A 16,810-nucleotide genomic window follows, 5' to 3' on the forward strand; every position below is an offset into this window, starting at 1 on the left:
TTCCGGAAAAAAACAACAATTATGGAAAAAGCATTAGAACGATTAAAAGAAATCAGGTCAAATTATGAAAATAGGGGGGAATATTCTCATGAAGAAACTCTGGGAGAATTGAAGCCTGAAATAAACAACATGCTCCATGTATACCTCCCAGACGATATAACCATTAAAGAGGCCGAAATACTATCCATGTTGATACTCGAAATTATAATGAATCCACATCAATTTATAAGATGAAAAGCATCAAAGAACAACTGGTTGAGCAGTTATCTGGGAAATGCGTTCATTTCAACGGCATTTCCAACAAAGTTTGTGCGGAAGGGGTCAGATATGAGGATGTACGGGACGAATCCCAAAGACCATTCAGATTCCCTTGCCTAAAAAGACACCATGGAGGAAATTGTTTGCTTAAAAAGTTCCCATCACCAGAACAAGTCGAGAGGCAGGCTATGGAAATTGTGGAAATTCAAAAAAGGGCGATGAATTCAGTTGCTTTAGTCAAAGACCATATTGAACGGACCGGTAAATCTAAAGGGAATATAGATTGCCCCGGATGTGGTGGAACACTTAAATATTCAGCAGCAGAAATAAATGGACATATAAGTGCTAGCTGTCCATCCTGCAGCATGGGATGGATAGAATAATATTAATGAATTAACATACAGCAGAAATGAACTTTGACAAGGAGATTGAAAAATTTGCCACTGATTTCAGAAAAATAAGACCAATGAATGAGGATGACATGGATGCCCTTAAAATGCGTTTGAAATGGTTTGCTTTGGATGTTAAAAGAAAATCCATCATCCACCATGTGGCCAAAAATCCTTAATAATGGATTCACTAAAATATGAATATTTATTGAAAACTTGGGGAGGCTTCTACAATTCAGAATATAAAGATATTCATGGAGAAGTTGAAGGTTACCATTACTTCGAAACGGCTGAAAAAAGGGCTGAGTATTTAGCTAAGCTACGTTGGATTGAAAAAGATTTTCATGCTGTTCGATTGGTGGTTGAGCAATCGGAGGGGTACAACACCAGAACCATCGTCACCCTAAACAGGGTTATTAAGTGGAAGGGGAAGGAATATTACTCCAACCGTGAGCTTTCGCCAAATTATCCATATGGTGCCGCGAAACATTTTTTGGAGTACAAGTGGCGACCTGGCTTCAATGATTATCCCCTTGGAGAGGACTTCGATTATGAACAAAAGGAAGTTGAAATCGTCCAAGAGTGGATTACCGGGGCGTTCGATATTACCTATAAATAAATAAATTATGGCGTACAGACTATTGTTTCAAAGAGGCTCAGCTTACCTATTGGTAACATCACTGGTCCCACGTACAATTGAATTTCAACACAATGATGAAGTATACGGCTTTAATTCCTATGTGCTCACTTTAGAAGAAGCAAAACAATTGAAGGAACATCTTGAAAATTTTATCAAAGACCATGAAACTTGAAACAGCATTGATAATCGCGCAACAGGTAAAGGCCAAACTTGCCCCGCACTGTGAGCGTATAGAGATAGCCGGCAGCATCAGAAGGAAAAGACCGGAAGTTAAGGACATTGAGATAGTGGCCATTCCCAAGCCCTACGATACCGGCCTATTTGAAAATGGGGTTGCTTCAGTGGTGAACAAGTGGGTGAAGGTAAAGGGTGAGCTCCCGTGCAAATACACCCAACGATTGTTGCCCGATGGAATCAAACTCGACCTGTTCTTTGCGACAAAGGAAAATTGGGGCCTTATCTTCGCCATCCGGACCGGTTCCGCGGACTTTAGCCATAAGGTGCTGGCCACTGGATGGACAAAACGGGGGTACTCGAGTAAGGATGGAATGTTGCGCCAGAATTTCAAAACCTATCCCATGCGGGAGGAAAAGGATGTATTTAATCTGATTGGACTCCCTTATGTCTCCCCTGAAAAAAGGGAGATATGATCATTTCAAATTTTTGTACATGAATAATAATATAGAAACATTGTTGTCGGTCATCAAACAATATCTCGAGCAACACACTATTCCCTGTTCCGAACATGGCGATAGTCTACTTATAGATTTCCGCATCCTTTTGGGCCACCAGGTAGAATTTATTAGTGGCTTCGCCAAGGAAATGGGCTTTCAGACCAAGTTAATGCCCTGCAATGATAGCAAGGGCTTTATCATTGAGTTTAAGAAATTCATTGAAGTTAAATTAAAGGGTTTTGAAAGCGACCAAAAAAATACATAGCCATCTCAATAAGGTGGCCTACAAAATGAATTCTGCATTTACAATGTATTTGGTGTGCTTTTGAGCTTTAAATTGTCTAATGGGCGGACTTTTTCGCTATCGTCGGTTTCCGTCGGGTTTATTTAAACTGCCGACGGAAATCAAGATTCTTGTTTCTTCAAAGAAAAACGACACCCATAACAGGTGCCGTTTCCCAACTAACTCAAACTTAACTAAAAACTACTTTGCTATTTCAATACTGTGGCCGCTCCTTCCGGTACCGGCTCGTCATCAATGTCATTTTTGTCCTCCTCGACCATTTCCTGGTAGCGCTTTGGGTTGAGCTTCCTTAAACCTTCTGGATATACCACCAGTTCTCCCATGCCATATCTACCACGGTTGCTCATTACAAAGTCTTCCACGGTCACGGTAGCGTCCACAATATGGGTCCAACCCTGCTCTCCTTTGAAATCCCCAGCTTTGGTCACCTCAAAGATAAGAATGAAGGAAGTTTCAGGGTAGCTTTTTATGAAACGGTCCTCAAACTCAGCGTACTTCACACCTTCCTTGTTGATGTAGGTGTTGATCATATCAATGAATACAAAATCAAACTTTCCCGATCTGAGTTTTTCCTCCAATTCATCTAGGGTCCGCACATCGGTATGGTATGCATTGGATTTTTCGGAAAGTCCGGAAATCCTCCAAAGATCCTGTGTGTTCTTGTTATAGCCCTGATCGGCAAAGTTGTAGAGTATAGAACCGAAGCCTGTCAGGTAGTTGGCCAATTTTAGAGCCCCCGAGGTCTTACCGTTCTTCGGCTTACCCCAAATGGCGATCTTCATGTTCTTGGCCGGCTCCTGCATGAACTCCTTCCACTCCCCGGTAAAATCAAGGGTGTCAAAATGCATGCTCATCAGGTCGTCGCTGTCCATGACCCCTTTTTTCTTTTCACCAGTCCCCACCTTCTCTTTTGGGGGTTCTGGAGTATCGGCCAGATCCGGGACCACTGTTTCCGGTGATGTCACCGGAAGGTCCAGGACGTTGGTGGGAGCATCCCCATGCGCTCCCACCTGTCCTGGTGGCAAAGGTGTTCTGCCATTGTCCAACATCACACTTCCCGCCATTCCCATGGCTGGACTTTTTTTACGCTTTACTGATCCATTCTTACCGATTTTTGGTCTTTTGGTCACGGTTTTGGTGCCAGACGATACGTTTTTAGACTTTTTCTTACCCTTTTGGTACTTCGGGATACCGTTACCATCCTTTGCAAGGATGTGGTCCGCTGCGGCCTGAGCTGCACTGGATGCCCTGAAAAAGAAACGGTTGTCCTTTTTCATGTGTCCTACCAAACGAGAATTCCAACCTTTCAGATAGGCCGCACTGTTGTTGAGGGTCCTGAACAATATGCCGCTTTCGGCACAGAGGAAGACGGCCCCCATTTCGGCGACAAGCTCCTCCTTTGCATAGGCTGCTGATTTGTTCGAGTTTCTGATCGGTCGGTTCAACCTGCTCTCGTGGCCCGTGCTGTGAACAAGCTCATGGAAAAGAACACTATAGTAGTTCTGTGGGTCCTTGAAATGTTGCAAAGGGGTCTGGTACACAGCGTCACTGTTGGGCCGGTAATGCGGTTGGTCCCCTTGATATACTATCTCTGGAGGGTTTGGATAACTTGAAACGATGTCCTCTGCGATCTGTATGCGCTGCTCAGGGGTCTTATCGGCGTTGGTATTCTTGGGGAATTTTCCCCAGTTGATGCCGGTGATGTCGCCTGCATTGAACACATTGTAATATTTCAATATGGGAATATATGAATTTGCCAACCTATCGATGGTCCAGCCTTTCTTTTTGAGAATCTGCAGTTTCGACCTGTTCTTTTCCAGCCAAGCCCGGAACTTTCTCTTATCGTAACTGTAGAACTCCAAACGGTTGCCCGATCTGTCCTTTTCACTGTACCCATAGAGCTTGGTAAAATAGACCACACGGTGGCCATGGCTCCCCTTTTTGAGCTTTCCCTTATATTTCTCGATCTGTTTGAAAGTGAGGAAATATGGGTTTTTCCATTTCTTGGGGACCAATACCCCCCTGCCCTTCTTGTCCATCTTTACCTCAAAATTCAGAAGAAAGTAATTGACCCCCCTATACGGTTTCTTGGTCTCGTAGTTGGTGGCCTCCAATCCATCGGAAAGTCCGGTCATTTCCCAACTCTTTTGCCAAGGGAGCCGTTTACTTGAATTTATGGTGTTGATGATAAGGTCGGTGACATATTGGTAGATGTCATCCGGTGTTACCGCGGCACCAAGCCCTTGGTTCCCATATCCATCGGGAAGGAATTCAAGGCCACTGAGGTCCAGGGTGTCAGCTGCACCGAACAGACCATATTGGCCTGATGGCCCCACAATTTCCTTTTTGGACTTTTTGGCCACGCTCCCCTTTTTTCGGGATGCACTTTTTTTTCTTAGTCTTTTCTCGGGAGCCCGCACAATCTTTCCCCCCTTCTCGAACATGTACCCCTTTTTCAACCGGCCACAACTGGTAAGGGCCTCCTTTGCAAGCCCTCCGTGCCTCGGGGCTCCAAGCCCTGTATCCTTATTTTCGTTGCACCCACAATCCTCACCCTCTGGGGTGCCGGGACACCCAAGGCCCTTTTCATCCTTTACCTTAATTGATTTACCAATCTTTTTGCCATCAAGATAGGTTTCCTTAAAAAGTGTCGGATTGTATGCTCCTTCTTCCTCTTTAATGGCGTTCCAGTCACTTAACTGGATTTTGTTCAGCTTGAAACTTGAATCCGTGACAAACTTTTCCGCGACGGTCCACCCATTGGGCCAGTTCCAAAGTTTCGCCACCAAAAAATACTCTTTTTTGGATTTTTTGTTTGGTTTGGACAATCCATTTTTATCTTCCTTCCACACTGCTTTTTTACTGACCTTTACAATCACGCCGCGTTCACCCAATAGCCAGTGGTTGACAATGCTCTTTAAAAGTTTGTCGACTCGGCGAACCACTTCGTCCTGGCCCTCCTTTTCCGCCAATTGACGAATTTCGGCCAGTTCCTCCTTTTTTACGGTCTTTCCATTTAGTGCATTGAATCTTTCTACTGAATTCATAGGGTGAATTTTTTTATTTATATGGTGAAGGTCCTCCCAAGTGCGCTTATCTCGGCCTCTACACGATAGTCCTTGGCATTCGTGCTCCCTATCAATAGCGTGTTGAGTATGCTCGTCACATTGCTCTCAATGGGAATGTCCTGCACGACCACTTCGGAGTACGCCGGAATGCTGATATTTGTAAGTCCCGGGTTGGCGGTGGCCACCAATCGGTTCTCTTTGTTGTAGACCCTTATTGTGGTGAGCGTCACAAGCCCGCCAGTAGATACATCCAAGGGAGTTGCGGTGGGGTTGGCCAATGCGACGTTGACCTTTGACCTTACCGATAGGCCGAAAAGCTCGGGAAGTTTGAAACCCCGTAGTGATATTTTCACCTTTTGGGCGACACTGTTGATGTCATATGCCTTTTTGCCGCCCCAGATGGAAAACCCGGCGACAATGGCCAGCCCCCCCAATAAAATATGTTTGGTCTTGATCTTCATGCTATCAGTGTTTTGTTCTTAAAATCAACGGTGGTCAACTGCTTTTGGGTAATGCCTCCCTTTCTCAGAACCAATGAAACCCTGTCCCCGTCCCTTTGAAAGTCAAGGTCATATTCGTCCTTTATGCCAGAGACCGACTGTGGGCTCTTATAATTGTAGGTGTACTGGGTCCCCTCGATGTTATAGGTGATCTTTCTCTGATTGTAGTCGATGGACACAATGGAGATTTTTGGCAGCGCAAAATATCTGTCATAGACAAAATATCCGCCCGCCAGGGCCAATGCCACCATTATCAACGTGCTTGCTCTCATGGCTTCATAGTTTTTAGGTTGTCCAATATTTTCATGCATTTGAGCCTTGACCCGTCATGCGCCCCGTAGAGTGCTATAAATGCACAGTTGGCAATGCTCCTTCCCTCCATTGCAAGGTAGGTCTCTGGATTGTCCGCGTCGATGTTGGCCAATTGCTCCACCAGCCATTTCGGGTCCTTGGAGTTCTTCATGGTAATTTCATCGGCAAACCTAGCTTGCTCCCTTACCGGAAGGCTGGCAAAGACCTTCAATGGTATTCCCAGTCCGGCCTTTCCATCACTTTTAAAGAACCGGTTCATCAGCCAAAACGTCACGCCGGTGGCCACGGCCCCGATCATGGCGTTGACGAATACTACCTTATAATTGATATCCTCTACTTTTTTCGCTTCCATTTTCCCTTATATTTGTGCATTATCACTGTTTCGGTCTCACCACAAGAATTGAACACGGTCACGGCCAGTTCCCTTTTTCCAAAGAGCCTTGTGGGTATAAGGCCCAGAATCTTCCATTGCCTCCTAATGATATGGGTGACAACTTCGTTTATGGTGGTGAACTTCCTTTCCGTGATGTCCAACCACAGTTTTTTTCCATCGTATCCGACATGGCCCCTGATGATATGGCAAGGGCCTTTATCGACTATCGGTGCCTCCACTACCGGGATCGGGCCGGTGGTTTTTACCCCCATTTGGATCACGCCCAAAATGGTGTCCAGACCAGTGGTCCTTTTGGTCGTGTCCAAGTATGTGGTGCGCTGGCTGTAGATGCGCTCAATGTTCTTGATCTTGATGTTGGCACTGTCCAGCTTTTGGCCGAATCCGGGCAAAACATGGTCCATGATCCCGCGCCACTCCCTAGTGCTGGCAGTGTATTCCTGCAGAATTTCCGCTTTTTCGGCAGTGAGGGTCAAAATGTTGCTGTCCTTACGCGCATTGTCCTCGATCAATCGGTTGGTCCTGATGAACTGCAGTACCAGTATGATCACGGATGCCACGAGGAGAATTTCCCTGATATTCGAGCCCAGGGCGTTGATAATTCCCTTTATGTTGAAAAACTTCAATAGTCCCATTATCAATATAGCTGTCAGCAATTTATTCGTTGTACAATTGGTCAATGCTACCTACAAGCGAGTTTATGAGCTCCTGTCGGTGCCATTTGTCCCAAAGTTTTTTATAGTCCGATGGATGGTCCATAAATCCAAGCTCCATCAAAAGGGCCGGCCCATTTGTCCCAGTGAGCACCCTATAGTCCCGCTCCTTGTCCCGGTCACCATCGGAATAGTAATCAAACCTCATTCTCTCATTGCACATATCATTTTCGATATTGCAAAGGAACAACTCCGCGATCCTGTCGCTGGCCGTCGCTCCGGTGCTGGTAAAACCCTCGATCCCCGTTCCCTTACCACCTCCGATATTGGCATGGATGGAAAGCAGATAGGTGTTCGGGTCCTTTGAATGAATGGTGTTCGCCCTATCGCACCTGGTCCCAAGGGAAACATCCCGGGGTTCAGGGGAAACATGGTAATAGGGAATGGCCATAATGTCCAATTGCTCAATGATCCCGTTCACTATCCAACGGTTGAACATGCCCTCATAGAGGGTGCCAAGTTCCCACTTGGGGGAACGTTTTCCGGCCGTCTGATAAACACCTCCGATCATTCCTCCATGGCCATTGTCCAATATGGGCACCAACCTGCTCATTCCTTTTGACATTTTTAATGGGAAGGTCCATAACGAGGACCTTCCCTAAAATTTTAGGCGGCGTTGAACGATCTGAAATTGTTGAAAAGTCCGGCAATGCCTATAACGGCATCGAACACATCTGCAACGATCTTTTCAATTTTGTCGCCCTCCAAATCCTCGAACTTCGTTTCGGCGTAGGCCCGAAGTTCAGATTTGGCCGTGGCCAATTCCTCATTGTCGGCATCCAGGAGCTCCGGAAGTGCTTCACCCGCCCCCTTCAATTTGCTGACGACCCCGCCCACACTTACCACCAAGGGGAGGTCCTCCCATCCAATCTTGTCGTTCGCCAACGCATCGTCGGCCAAATCCGCAAGGTCCAATAGGCCCTTACCTGTTTCAATAAAATTCTGAATCCCTTTCATTTTATATAGTTTTAAATGTTAAAGCCTTATTTTTTGTCCTTTCCCTTGATCCGGTGCCTGTCCCATCGTTCACGCAACGAATAGGAAAAATGCTTTATCTCCTTTTCAAAGAAAAAAAGAGCGACCTTGATTCCCGCCGCAACGATCAATGAGAGAAAAAACCCAAAGATTCCACCGCCAACCCCCCAAAAAGCAAATAGGCCCGTGACGGCCGGAAAAAACTTGAATATCATAATGTCAATGGCCAGGTCTGCAATTTTTATGTGTATCATTTTTCATTCGTTTCTATTCACCAAAAATCCTTTTGAACCTATCCAACATAACAGCCCCTATATTGTTGGCAAATACACCCAATTGCCTATTGGCCAGTGCAAAAACAAAACCTATACTGGCAAATCCAATCCTATATCTGTCCATGGGAACGACTTCCATCCCTATCCAGAACATGGTGACCATAGTTTCAAAAATGGCCGCCAAGAACATAATTACCCCCATCCATCCAAAAGACCTTGACCAGTTCCGTTCGGAACGCGTTTCCTTTTTTTCTGTCAAACCTTTAAGTTCTTCAATACTCATAAACAATGAATTTTTTAAATTATGTCCGTTTGAGCCCAACTTTTGGCCTTAGTACTCAAACTTGTCCGGAATTTTCATGGCTTGTTTATTGATGTTTTGTAACATTCCATGTCAATTACTTATTATTTTGGACGAACGCCCGTTAATGTGACCCCGATTTCCCCTTGCCCTTATAATGGTGCCCTGTGGTTGGGCGGCTTCCAATGTCATATCGGCCCAATACATTAGTCCGTACCATGCGCCATGGTCGCCATTGTTGGGTTCCACATAGCTCCCGGTACCGGTCGCCCCAGTTCCATCGGTCAAGGGTGTCCTATACCCATAGGAGGTGTCGTTCTTCCATCCCGCTTCGAGCTCTGCATCCTGATAATAGGTGTTCAGGGCCGCTGCGGTCGGTCTATGGTTCATCCTGTCGGCACCGTCCATCAATGTGGTCCCGTTGAAATATCTCTGTGGGGACCAACCTTGGCCACCATCTTGCCGCATGAAGTCCAAATGTGCCTTGAAAGCGGTCAAAAGGGACTTGGAGCCACCGCTGGTTGATGTACCAACGTACCCCGTGCCCACGTTTGCAAAATCATCGGTGCCCTCGCCCGTGGTCCAGTCAAGAAATAGGTTCCCGTCCGAAATCCCCGTCAGGCCGTTTATTCCGGCAATTTTGTGCCTGATAGCCATTTGGCCCATGGCCGTGAAAGAAACGGACACATAATTGATGCCCAATTGTTCCTCTCCCAAAAAGGCCCTCACCAGTTCTGCACTGGTCAGATCGGGATAAAAATTGAAGCGCAGCCACGCCTTGAAAAAGGCAAAGGCCATATTTATGTCATCAGTATCATTAAAATACACCCCATAAGAATGGATGGTATTGGCCATTTCACACCGTACATTGTTAAGACCTGTCTGCTGGCCCAACACGGTATAATATTCCCCTGCCGTGGTTCCACCGCTGGAATCTGTAAACGGTGGGTTTGTCCTCGTCCCACTGGAGCCCAAGAGCAAATTATAATCGGACAGGTTGTAGTTTTCGGCCTGCCAGTCGGCGCCTTGGCCATAGGTCACGTCCATACTGAAATCAAGATTGTCCTTGAAAAGGTCGTTCCAATTGGAAAGCCATTGCTTGACCCCGTCCCAATCGGACTGTGTGATGTTCACCAGGTCCTTTATTTCGGCCAACGCAAGGTGTACCTTGTTGAACCAAGCGGGCATGAAAAGCCACGGCGTGGTATCGACGCTCCGGGTTTCATAACTGTTGTCTATGATTTTTTGGGCAATGTCCAGTGATGCGTTCTGACTGTAAGCCACAATGCGGTCCATGACCTTTTGCGCCAGGGCAGAATCGTTGTAAAGTTTGGCATATTTTGCGGCATAGAATATTTGGTTTCCCACCCCGTTCTGTGGTATCGGAGCGTCAACAACGGTATCGCCATCGTCCAAATTGAAGTTGTCCCATGCGCCCACTTCCACATTTGCGTCAAAGGCATCCTTTTGGGATATGATGTAGGATTCATCGTCGGGGTACCCACCACCGGCGGGATGTGCCCACCCATTGTTTATGCGGTCCACCAGTTCGGTGTCCATCAGCGAAGTGCTCTCGGCGGGGTCCTGTATATCAGGGGTGATATACACAACTGAACCATCATCGTCAGTATTGGTCACACTCACGTCCGCATCGGCCAATGCATCATAATCATCGTCACTGGCCGCTGCGTTCACACTGACCGTTACCGTAAAAACGACATCGCCATCATCGATGGCATCGTCCACGCCCGTCACCGTGACCGTCTGGGCCGAAGCCCAATTAGCATTTGTGAACGTCAGGGTAGATGGGGAAACCGTTCCCTCCCCTGTATCGTTTGAAACAACATCAAAGACCACATCCGTTGTCGGTTGGGTGTTCAGGACCACGGTAAACGTGGCCGTTCCCCCCGCTTCTGTGGTGTTGCCGGAAATTGCGCCCACGGAATATCCCGCAAGCTCATAGGGGCATGTGGCCGATGTGGTGGTACCGGAAATATTGAACCCGGTAGGAACCTCTGAATTGTTGAAGTTCACATTGGTTATGGTACTACTTGCATCAAGGCTATAGGTTTCGTTTGTCGTCTCAAAGGTCGGGACATCGGTCAAACATGAGTTGGTCAGTGTCAATCCGTTGTTGACCACATAGGAATCGATGAAAACATCGAACCCGGAAATCTGTATATTTTCAAATGAAATGTTGTCGACGGGGACCGTGGCCTTTGTACTGGAAAAGTTCACACCCATATTGTACCACGTCGGGGAAATGCCCGGATAAGTGGTTGCGGTGGAAGTGACATATCTCATTTTTATACCGTTCCCACCCGCCTCGTACGGTGGTACAGGTGGCTTTGCGTGGCTTCCCTGGTCCCAAATGGTCAATCCCGTAACGCTGTTCTCATAGGTGATGTTCTCCAACAATGCGTTGTAGGAATCATCGAAAATCGAAAAGGCCCCGCCCCGATAGTTGGTCACATAGGCATTGAACTCCGGTTTGGCCACCAAAGTACCGTTGTGCATGTACGAATGGCTGGCCCCATCCAAATGGGCATTGGTCCCGACAATCTTCCAATCTCTGGCCACATTCCCCACAGCTTCCTGGTTGAAACATATCCCGTGGCCGGAATGGTTGGAATCCGCCATCCTGTAGGCTTCCAAATGATGGAACAGGTTGTTTGTTCCGGTGGTGTGGAAATAATAGTCCTGTGGGTTTCCGGCGTCTATCCATGAGGCCGCTACGTTGTACTGTACCAATGAGGTCTCTGCATCCTGTATGGATATGAACCTGAATGCGTGGTTGTAGCCCGCACAGTCACTGTAAATATTGTTATTGGAGTCCCCGTAGTTCACAATGCCGTCCCCGTTAAGGTCGGTGTTCACGCCGCCCTGTCCCTCGACATCGGTGAACCATCCCATATTGGCTATGATGATATTCTGGAAAATACTGTTATCAAAATTGTTCTGGTACCAGGCCCTTCTGAAAAACTCTATTTGTAGGTTTCGGAAAACATACCCCGATTCACCGCCATCGCTCTCAAAAAGGTTCCCGTTGTCAATGTATTTACCATCGGTCACGTTCACATCCCCCCTGAATGTGGGCATCAGGGTGGGGTCGAGCAGACGTGTGCCATCGGCCCTTGCCGTTCTTGATTGGTAAGCCGTGGTGTCAACTGCGGGACCGGCCCCATAGGACCTGTTCAAATCCCCCGGCGTTGTTTGGTAGCCTATCCAATAGCATGGGTCCGCTGGGGAACATGGCAAGTTTGAAATATCGTAGTGCGAACTGTTGGTGCCGCCAGATGGGGTCCCATAATTGTAGAGCCCGGACTTTATATAAAACACGTCCCCGGACTGTACAAAACCGGGATCAAATGCGGAATCAATGTCCTTTGGAGAACCTTCCGTAAGCCCGGTGTTCCCACTGCTCCCGTTTGATGCAATATATATGATTCGGTTCGGTGAATCGGGGTCCAAGGGAATAGAGTTGCCCGCATTGGCCTCCGCTATGGCGGCATGTGACAATATTGTGGCCTCATCATATTGTGAGAACACCAAGAAAGGCAACAAAAGGAATATGTATAAAATCCTATTCAATCTCAATCGCTTTTATGTTGAAAATGTAAGTGTCGACCGGGGCCGTGTCCGGTTGTGGTCTTCTAATCTCCAATTGCTGCAGGTGCCAATCCCTGTTCTTCTTTCCGGTAACCACAAAACTGTTTTGGTACGCCTGCCCGACCGTGTTCCAGTGGACACCATCGCTCATGCACAGCTGATCACCGTGCACCTCTTGGCATGTATGGGTCTCGACCTCATACTCGGACCAAGTGATCTGATACTTTTTCTTTTCTTGCCCGTAGGAAATGGAACAGAACAAAAACACCAAAAAAACTATCTTTCTCATATCTTTAATTAAGGTTTCAAAATAAAGCTTACATATCTGCCCCCGTAACCGGTACCGGTACCAAAGGTGTAATCCTCCGGAGTGGAGCTTTCGCCCGAATCCAATGTTTGGCTCCAGGCCCCCATGGATATATCAGAACCGAATATTGCGCTTCGCTCAAAATAATTTTCGGTCATCTCGCCCAGCACTGTGTTATTAGGCTGGCTTTCGGGAAAAAATATCAGGTCGACATGGAGCCCCCCGTCCACCGTACTGGTGACACTGACCGGTGTTATGATGTGCGTTCCCGATACTTCCGCAGTCTGTAAACCCTCATAGGGCGTGCCGCTGCTGGTGACATTTGAATAGGCCAACACTATGGACATAATGGCGTCGGTCGTGGAGCTGTCCGTTGTGGTGGTCACGTTGGCCCCTTCGGTCCCGTTTGGCCTGTACCAAGTGACGTTGCACGTCCCATCGGGCGTATCCGCATTTGCGGACACAATTGAGGTCCAATCGACAGGGTCCGTGAAAGTCACGTCCGCCTCCCTTATGTAATCGATCTTTATCCAGACATCCCCAGCCGTGTAATCCGGTAGATCGGTCACAAAACTGGAATATGACTGACTGGTGAAAAGGGTGTCCCCGGTTTTGTTGAACTGTACCGGTGTGACTGGACCACCGGCATTTGCCTGCTGGCCAGCCAAAAGCTGCATGTCGATAAGTGACTGCCCATGACAGACCCAACTGGAAAGCACGAGTATGTATATCAGTATTCTCATTTTCCCAAAAGGAATTTTTTTACGGTTGAACCATCGTGGTATATGACCAGGTACATGTCCGTTGATGCGGCAAATGTCTTTCCTTCCTCATAGGTGCTGTCCCCATCAACGGTCGGCAAGCTGGCCGCATTGATCAATATCTTGGCCCATCCACCCTTCCTCTTTGTGGCGTCAGTGGTGTATGCTGTGGCCGTATTGGCACTTGACATATCGCCATAATACTGCCCATCCAAGGGAATGTCAGTGGCACCCGTTCCCGTGTCCGAAGCGGGGACATTGGTCCCTATCACGACATCGTTGGGACCAGGTGTTGGTTCGGTGCTATTGACATCATGGTCCCATACCACAATATTGTCGGTGGCACTTATGCCCGCACCATATCCGGTAATGTCCGAGGTTATCTTATTCGACAAAGCGGTCGACACCGCCAAAGTGGTTGGGTATTTTGTATCATCCGGGGAACTCAGGTCCGTTGATTTGTTTATCAGGTCCTCCTTTCCGTTTACTGTAATGGCCAGACCATCAAGGTCCAAGGGGTTGCTCAGGGTTATGTCATTGAGCTTCGTCTTATCGGCGGCGGACAACAACCCGGGGTCCGTCTCATCGGCCAAGGTCAGTATGGCGTTGGTTCCGGTGTCACTTGCAACGGTACGCGTCGAGGGTGTGTAGCTAAGGTTGGTCGCCCCACCTGAAACGGGGCTTCCGTTTACGGTAAAGGCCCCTATCACGTCAAAATCCCCTTCATAGGAGCCGTCACCGGTAGCGGCGTCTATATCCAACCTTCCCTTAGAAAGAGCATTGTAGGATTCCTCATCATAAAAAAACGAGCCGGTATCGGTCCTTCCAACTATAAGGTCGTTGTTGTCCGTAGACGACCCGTTGATGTACAGGTTGCCTATGTTGGTTATGTCATAGCCGGCCATCTGTAGATCGGATACGGCCGGATTGGCGAAACCACCTCCCAATGGGGCCAGTGCCGCGATTGCCTGCCCAATTCGTTGTGGGGTCCACCTTCTGACCGCGGTGGATGTCCCCGCCTCGGCTTCGGACTGCGTGGCCAGTGGCACTTGATTGTTGTATCCTGTCTCGACCTCGGGGTCGGTGAGCTTAGTATCCACCGTATGGGAAAGGTCCGATATTTGGCTTTCCGTGAGAATGAGATTGGACTCATTGACATCTATATCGATCTCATTGTTTGCCGGGTCGTCCGTGACACTGACCTTGTTGGACGCTGCATTGATGTTCTTGAACTCAAGTTCCGCCCCGTTCTTTCCGATAAATACGCCCGTTCCAGAAATGCCTGTGTTTGAAGCTGTGTTCGTTTCTCCGCTCCCATTAAGAATGGTGATAGAATTGCCGTCCCCAACGATAGTCTGGGCATTTGATGCCATCACGATCAAAAGTACAAGTATGTGTAAAATCCTTTTCATTGTCTAGTTTATTACATAGGTTCCTGAAATAGTTATCGTACTTTGGGGGGAGGCCCCAAAAGAGACCGTGTTCAAAGTATGGTATCCCGCATCGGGCTGAGTATTTGTCTGAAGGGCGTCCAAATAAATAAAGTTGCTTACGACCCTGGCTTGGATACTGTAAAAACTTTTATTTGAACCGGTAACGTTCGCGCTGATTATCTGTCCAGTGCTCGCTGTTGTGGCCGGAATGGGAACTCCGGATATCAAAAAGGTACTGGCAGGGGTTCCAGGGGTACTTATACCTATTATGTTGATGTTGATAAATACCCTGTTTCCGATTTTTGAATAAAAGCTATCATTTGTGGTAACAGAATAAATGGTGCCGTTTGCGGCATCTTCCAAAACCGGTGTGAACGGTGTTTTGGGTATATAAAATGTACTTGATAGATCCTCAGCTAAAATTGATCCATTTGATATTTTGTCCGCTGTCACCGAATTGTCCGCAAGTTCATCGGTGTCGACCGCTCCCGCGGAAATTGCCAAAACCGTTGATCCCACCACATCCCCTGTGTGGGTCGCATTGGTCACCTTTGCGTCATTGAGGTCCACACGGGCCTCCATTTCATCGATCGCGGCCTGTCCATTGGTGGCCGACATCCCGCTTGTTGAATTGTCATAGGAAATCGAACTCAATGGAACAGGGGTGGTTGGATAGTCGGGTATTATCCCGAAAAGCTCCGCGGGCCATGTGTTCGGGTCAGCCCCATATTCCGTTTGTGCCTCGGCATAGGTTCCGCTAAAAATTTCAATGGGGTCGCTGTTCGGGTTCACCGTCAATCCGGAGATACCGGAAATGTTCAATTGATCCTCGAAATCCGCGAAGGAAATTTTGTAGGAGAAGCCATCCTGGTCCAGTATCATGATGTGAGATGTCAAAGGGACCGCCGTTATTATTGGGTCACCAAGCACCTTTATCCCATTGGGAAAAACCCGGGCTTTCTGGTTCTGTGCGGCACAGGAAATAAAGATTACAAGTGCCAAGAATGTGAATGTTATCCGTTTCATTATCTTAAACATCAGGGAAATTGTTAGTGTTGATCGAACTGTCCATATCAAAATTTGCAGGGACCTTGTTCCCGTTTCCGTCATATTTTCCCATAATGGCGATGATGCCGTTCCCAACATCTCCTAAAACCCAATCGTTGGCCTCCGCAAAACGTTGGTCAATGTTGCCGGCGGCGAAATTCTTCAATATCAGCTGTCCATCGAACATGAACATCTGCCTGTCTGGGTTCCTTCTAACAACTCCGGTCATAATCAATTACTTTTTACCATGTTATAAATCACTATACCCAAGGCGACCAGGACCACCAGTGTGATCCCCTTGGAACTGTTCTTGATCAAGTACCCCAGATATTGGGCGGGCACCTTGGTCAAAAGGCCCTTCTTGATGCTCCCCACAGTCACCTGCCCACCTTGGTCAAATACGGGGTTTGCCTCTGCTATTGCCCTGGCCGATACCCTATCGGTCCTGAGCACCCAATCATCAGGCTTTCCCATGGCCAATGGAAAAAAAGTGGCCAGGTAGAGATCGACGAACCCTTTTATTTTGTTTCTGTACGGGGCATAGTACCTTTCTATCAGTTCAAGCTGCTGCAAGTGGTCCATACCCCTGATCTCGGTGATGGGATATCGGGTCCCGCCGACCGTCTTATACCCCGCCCCCCTGAAATCCTCATTGAACTGGATCAGCCCGGTCGCACCGGTGTAGGGATTCTGGATGGTCGTGGAGAAGGTTCCCGCCGTTTCAAAGTTTATGACCGCCATCAACCAATTTGGGTCGATGCCCAGGTTCCTGGACACCTTTCCTATCTTGGCGACAATCGCCGCCCTGTTGGTTTTTGGTAGCTTATCCTTAAAAATCAGCATGCTCGAGTCA

23 protein-coding genes are annotated in these 16,810 nt (G+C 47.7%); 7 read left to right on the plus strand and 16 right to left on the minus strand.

Annotation, left to right across the window (positions count from 1 at the left end; translation table 11 throughout):
- The first annotated feature begins 21 nt into the window (after positions 1 to 21).
- The 7 genes from ACFOWS_RS02570 to ACFOWS_RS02600 are packed head-to-tail and all read left to right on the plus strand — an operon-like array spanning position 22 to position 2,226.
- Entirely contained in the window at positions 22 to 234 is a 213-nt protein-coding gene (locus ACFOWS_RS02570) for a hypothetical protein (protein ID WP_379762388.1), read from the plus strand.
- Entirely contained in the window at positions 231 to 641 is a 411-nt protein-coding gene (locus tag ACFOWS_RS02575) for a hypothetical protein (RefSeq protein ID WP_379762389.1), read from the plus strand. The genes ACFOWS_RS02570 and ACFOWS_RS02575 overlap by 4 nt, the downstream gene beginning before the upstream one ends.
- Positions 642 to 667: 26 nt before the next feature.
- Positions 668 to 826, plus strand: a complete 159-nt coding sequence (locus ACFOWS_RS02580; protein ID WP_379762390.1) for a hypothetical protein — start codon at positions 668 to 670, stop codon at positions 824 to 826.
- A 2-nt stretch (positions 827 to 828) separates the two neighbouring features.
- Positions 829 to 1,266, plus strand: coding sequence for a hypothetical protein (locus tag ACFOWS_RS02585; RefSeq protein ID WP_379762392.1), 438 nt, complete (start codon positions 829 to 831; stop codon positions 1,264 to 1,266).
- 7 nt (positions 1,267 to 1,273) lie between these two features.
- Positions 1,274 to 1,459, plus strand: a complete 186-nt coding sequence (locus tag ACFOWS_RS02590; protein ID WP_379762393.1) for a hypothetical protein — start codon at positions 1,274 to 1,276, stop codon at positions 1,457 to 1,459.
- A complete protein-coding gene (locus ACFOWS_RS02595) occupies positions 1,449 to 1,937 on the plus strand; it encodes a hypothetical protein (protein ID WP_379762394.1) in 489 nt (162 codons plus the stop codon). Before ACFOWS_RS02590 ends, ACFOWS_RS02595 begins: the two co-directional genes overlap by 11 nt.
- Positions 1,938 to 1,956: 19 nt before the next feature.
- The gene (locus tag ACFOWS_RS02600) at positions 1,957 to 2,226 is read left to right on the plus strand and encodes a hypothetical protein (protein ID WP_379762395.1); all 270 of its coding nucleotides are present in this window, start codon (positions 1,957 to 1,959) and stop codon (positions 2,224 to 2,226) included.
- 227 nt (positions 2,227 to 2,453) lie between these two features.
- Here the strand turns inward: ACFOWS_RS02600 and ACFOWS_RS02605 are convergent, their stop codons facing one another.
- From ACFOWS_RS02605 to ACFOWS_RS02680, 16 genes are all read right to left on the minus strand, one after another.
- Positions 2,454 to 5,312 (minus strand): ArdC family protein, encoded by a 2,859-nt coding sequence (locus ACFOWS_RS02605; protein WP_379762396.1) that lies wholly within the window; start codon positions 5,310 to 5,312, stop codon positions 2,454 to 2,456.
- A 17-nt stretch (positions 5,313 to 5,329) separates the two neighbouring features.
- Positions 5,330 to 5,794, minus strand: a complete 465-nt coding sequence (locus tag ACFOWS_RS02610) for a hypothetical protein (RefSeq protein WP_379762398.1) — start codon at positions 5,792 to 5,794, stop codon at positions 5,330 to 5,332.
- Entirely contained in the window at positions 5,791 to 6,105 is a 315-nt protein-coding gene (locus ACFOWS_RS02615; RefSeq protein WP_379762399.1) for a hypothetical protein, read from the minus strand. The genes ACFOWS_RS02610 and ACFOWS_RS02615 overlap by 4 nt, the downstream gene beginning before the upstream one ends.
- Positions 6,102 to 6,497, minus strand: coding sequence for a hypothetical protein (locus ACFOWS_RS02620; protein WP_379762400.1), 396 nt, complete (start codon positions 6,495 to 6,497; stop codon positions 6,102 to 6,104). Before ACFOWS_RS02620 ends, ACFOWS_RS02615 begins: the two co-directional genes overlap by 4 nt.
- Positions 6,479 to 7,171, minus strand: coding sequence for a hypothetical protein (locus ACFOWS_RS02625; RefSeq protein ID WP_379762401.1), 693 nt, complete (start codon positions 7,169 to 7,171; stop codon positions 6,479 to 6,481). The genes ACFOWS_RS02620 and ACFOWS_RS02625 overlap by 19 nt, the downstream gene beginning before the upstream one ends.
- A gap of 22 nt (positions 7,172 to 7,193) precedes the next feature.
- Positions 7,194 to 7,802 carry an N-acetylmuramoyl-L-alanine amidase gene (locus ACFOWS_RS02630; protein ID WP_379762402.1) on the minus strand — a complete coding sequence of 203 codons (609 nt, stop codon included), beginning with the start codon at positions 7,800 to 7,802 and terminating at the stop codon, positions 7,194 to 7,196.
- Positions 7,803 to 7,855: 53 nt separating this feature from the next.
- Positions 7,856 to 8,206, minus strand: a complete 351-nt coding sequence (locus ACFOWS_RS02635; RefSeq protein WP_379762403.1) for a hypothetical protein — start codon at positions 8,204 to 8,206, stop codon at positions 7,856 to 7,858.
- A 26-nt stretch (positions 8,207 to 8,232) separates the two neighbouring features.
- Complete coding sequence (locus tag ACFOWS_RS02640; protein ID WP_379762404.1) at positions 8,233 to 8,478, minus strand: hypothetical protein; 246 nt, start codon at positions 8,476 to 8,478, stop codon at positions 8,233 to 8,235.
- A gap of 13 nt (positions 8,479 to 8,491) precedes the next feature.
- Positions 8,492 to 8,782, minus strand: a complete 291-nt coding sequence (locus ACFOWS_RS02645) for a hypothetical protein (protein WP_379762405.1) — start codon at positions 8,780 to 8,782, stop codon at positions 8,492 to 8,494.
- A 111-nt stretch (positions 8,783 to 8,893) separates the two neighbouring features.
- Complete coding sequence (locus tag ACFOWS_RS02650; protein ID WP_379762407.1) at positions 8,894 to 12,391, minus strand: hypothetical protein; 3,498 nt, start codon at positions 12,389 to 12,391, stop codon at positions 8,894 to 8,896.
- Positions 12,384 to 12,698 (minus strand): hypothetical protein, encoded by a 315-nt coding sequence (locus tag ACFOWS_RS02655; RefSeq protein ID WP_379762408.1) that lies wholly within the window; start codon positions 12,696 to 12,698, stop codon positions 12,384 to 12,386. The genes ACFOWS_RS02650 and ACFOWS_RS02655 overlap by 8 nt, the downstream gene beginning before the upstream one ends.
- 8 nt (positions 12,699 to 12,706) lie before the next feature.
- The gene (locus ACFOWS_RS02660) at positions 12,707 to 13,393 is read right to left on the minus strand and encodes a hypothetical protein (RefSeq protein ID WP_379762409.1); all 687 of its coding nucleotides are present in this window, start codon (positions 13,391 to 13,393) and stop codon (positions 12,707 to 12,709) included.
- Positions 13,394 to 13,455: 62 nt separating this feature from the next.
- Positions 13,456 to 14,889: a hypothetical protein gene (locus tag ACFOWS_RS02665; protein ID WP_379762410.1), complete on the minus strand. Its 1,434-nt coding sequence runs from the start codon at positions 14,887 to 14,889 to the stop codon at positions 13,456 to 13,458.
- A 3-nt stretch (positions 14,890 to 14,892) separates the two neighbouring features.
- A complete protein-coding gene (locus tag ACFOWS_RS02670) occupies positions 14,893 to 15,936 on the minus strand; it encodes a hypothetical protein (RefSeq protein WP_379762411.1) in 1,044 nt (347 codons plus the stop codon).
- Between the two features lie 4 nt (positions 15,937 to 15,940).
- A complete protein-coding gene (locus ACFOWS_RS02675) occupies positions 15,941 to 16,186 on the minus strand; it encodes a hypothetical protein (RefSeq protein WP_379762412.1) in 246 nt (81 codons plus the stop codon).
- 2 nt (positions 16,187 to 16,188) lie between these two features.
- A complete protein-coding gene (locus ACFOWS_RS02680; protein WP_379762413.1) occupies positions 16,189 to 16,800 on the minus strand; it encodes a hypothetical protein in 612 nt (203 codons plus the stop codon).
- Positions 16,801 to 16,810: the final 10 nt, after the last annotated feature.

Source organism: Flagellimonas marina (genome assembly GCF_042651185.1).
In the GTDB taxonomy this organism is placed as follows: Bacteria; Bacteroidota; Bacteroidia; order Flavobacteriales; family Flavobacteriaceae; genus Flagellimonas; species Flagellimonas marina.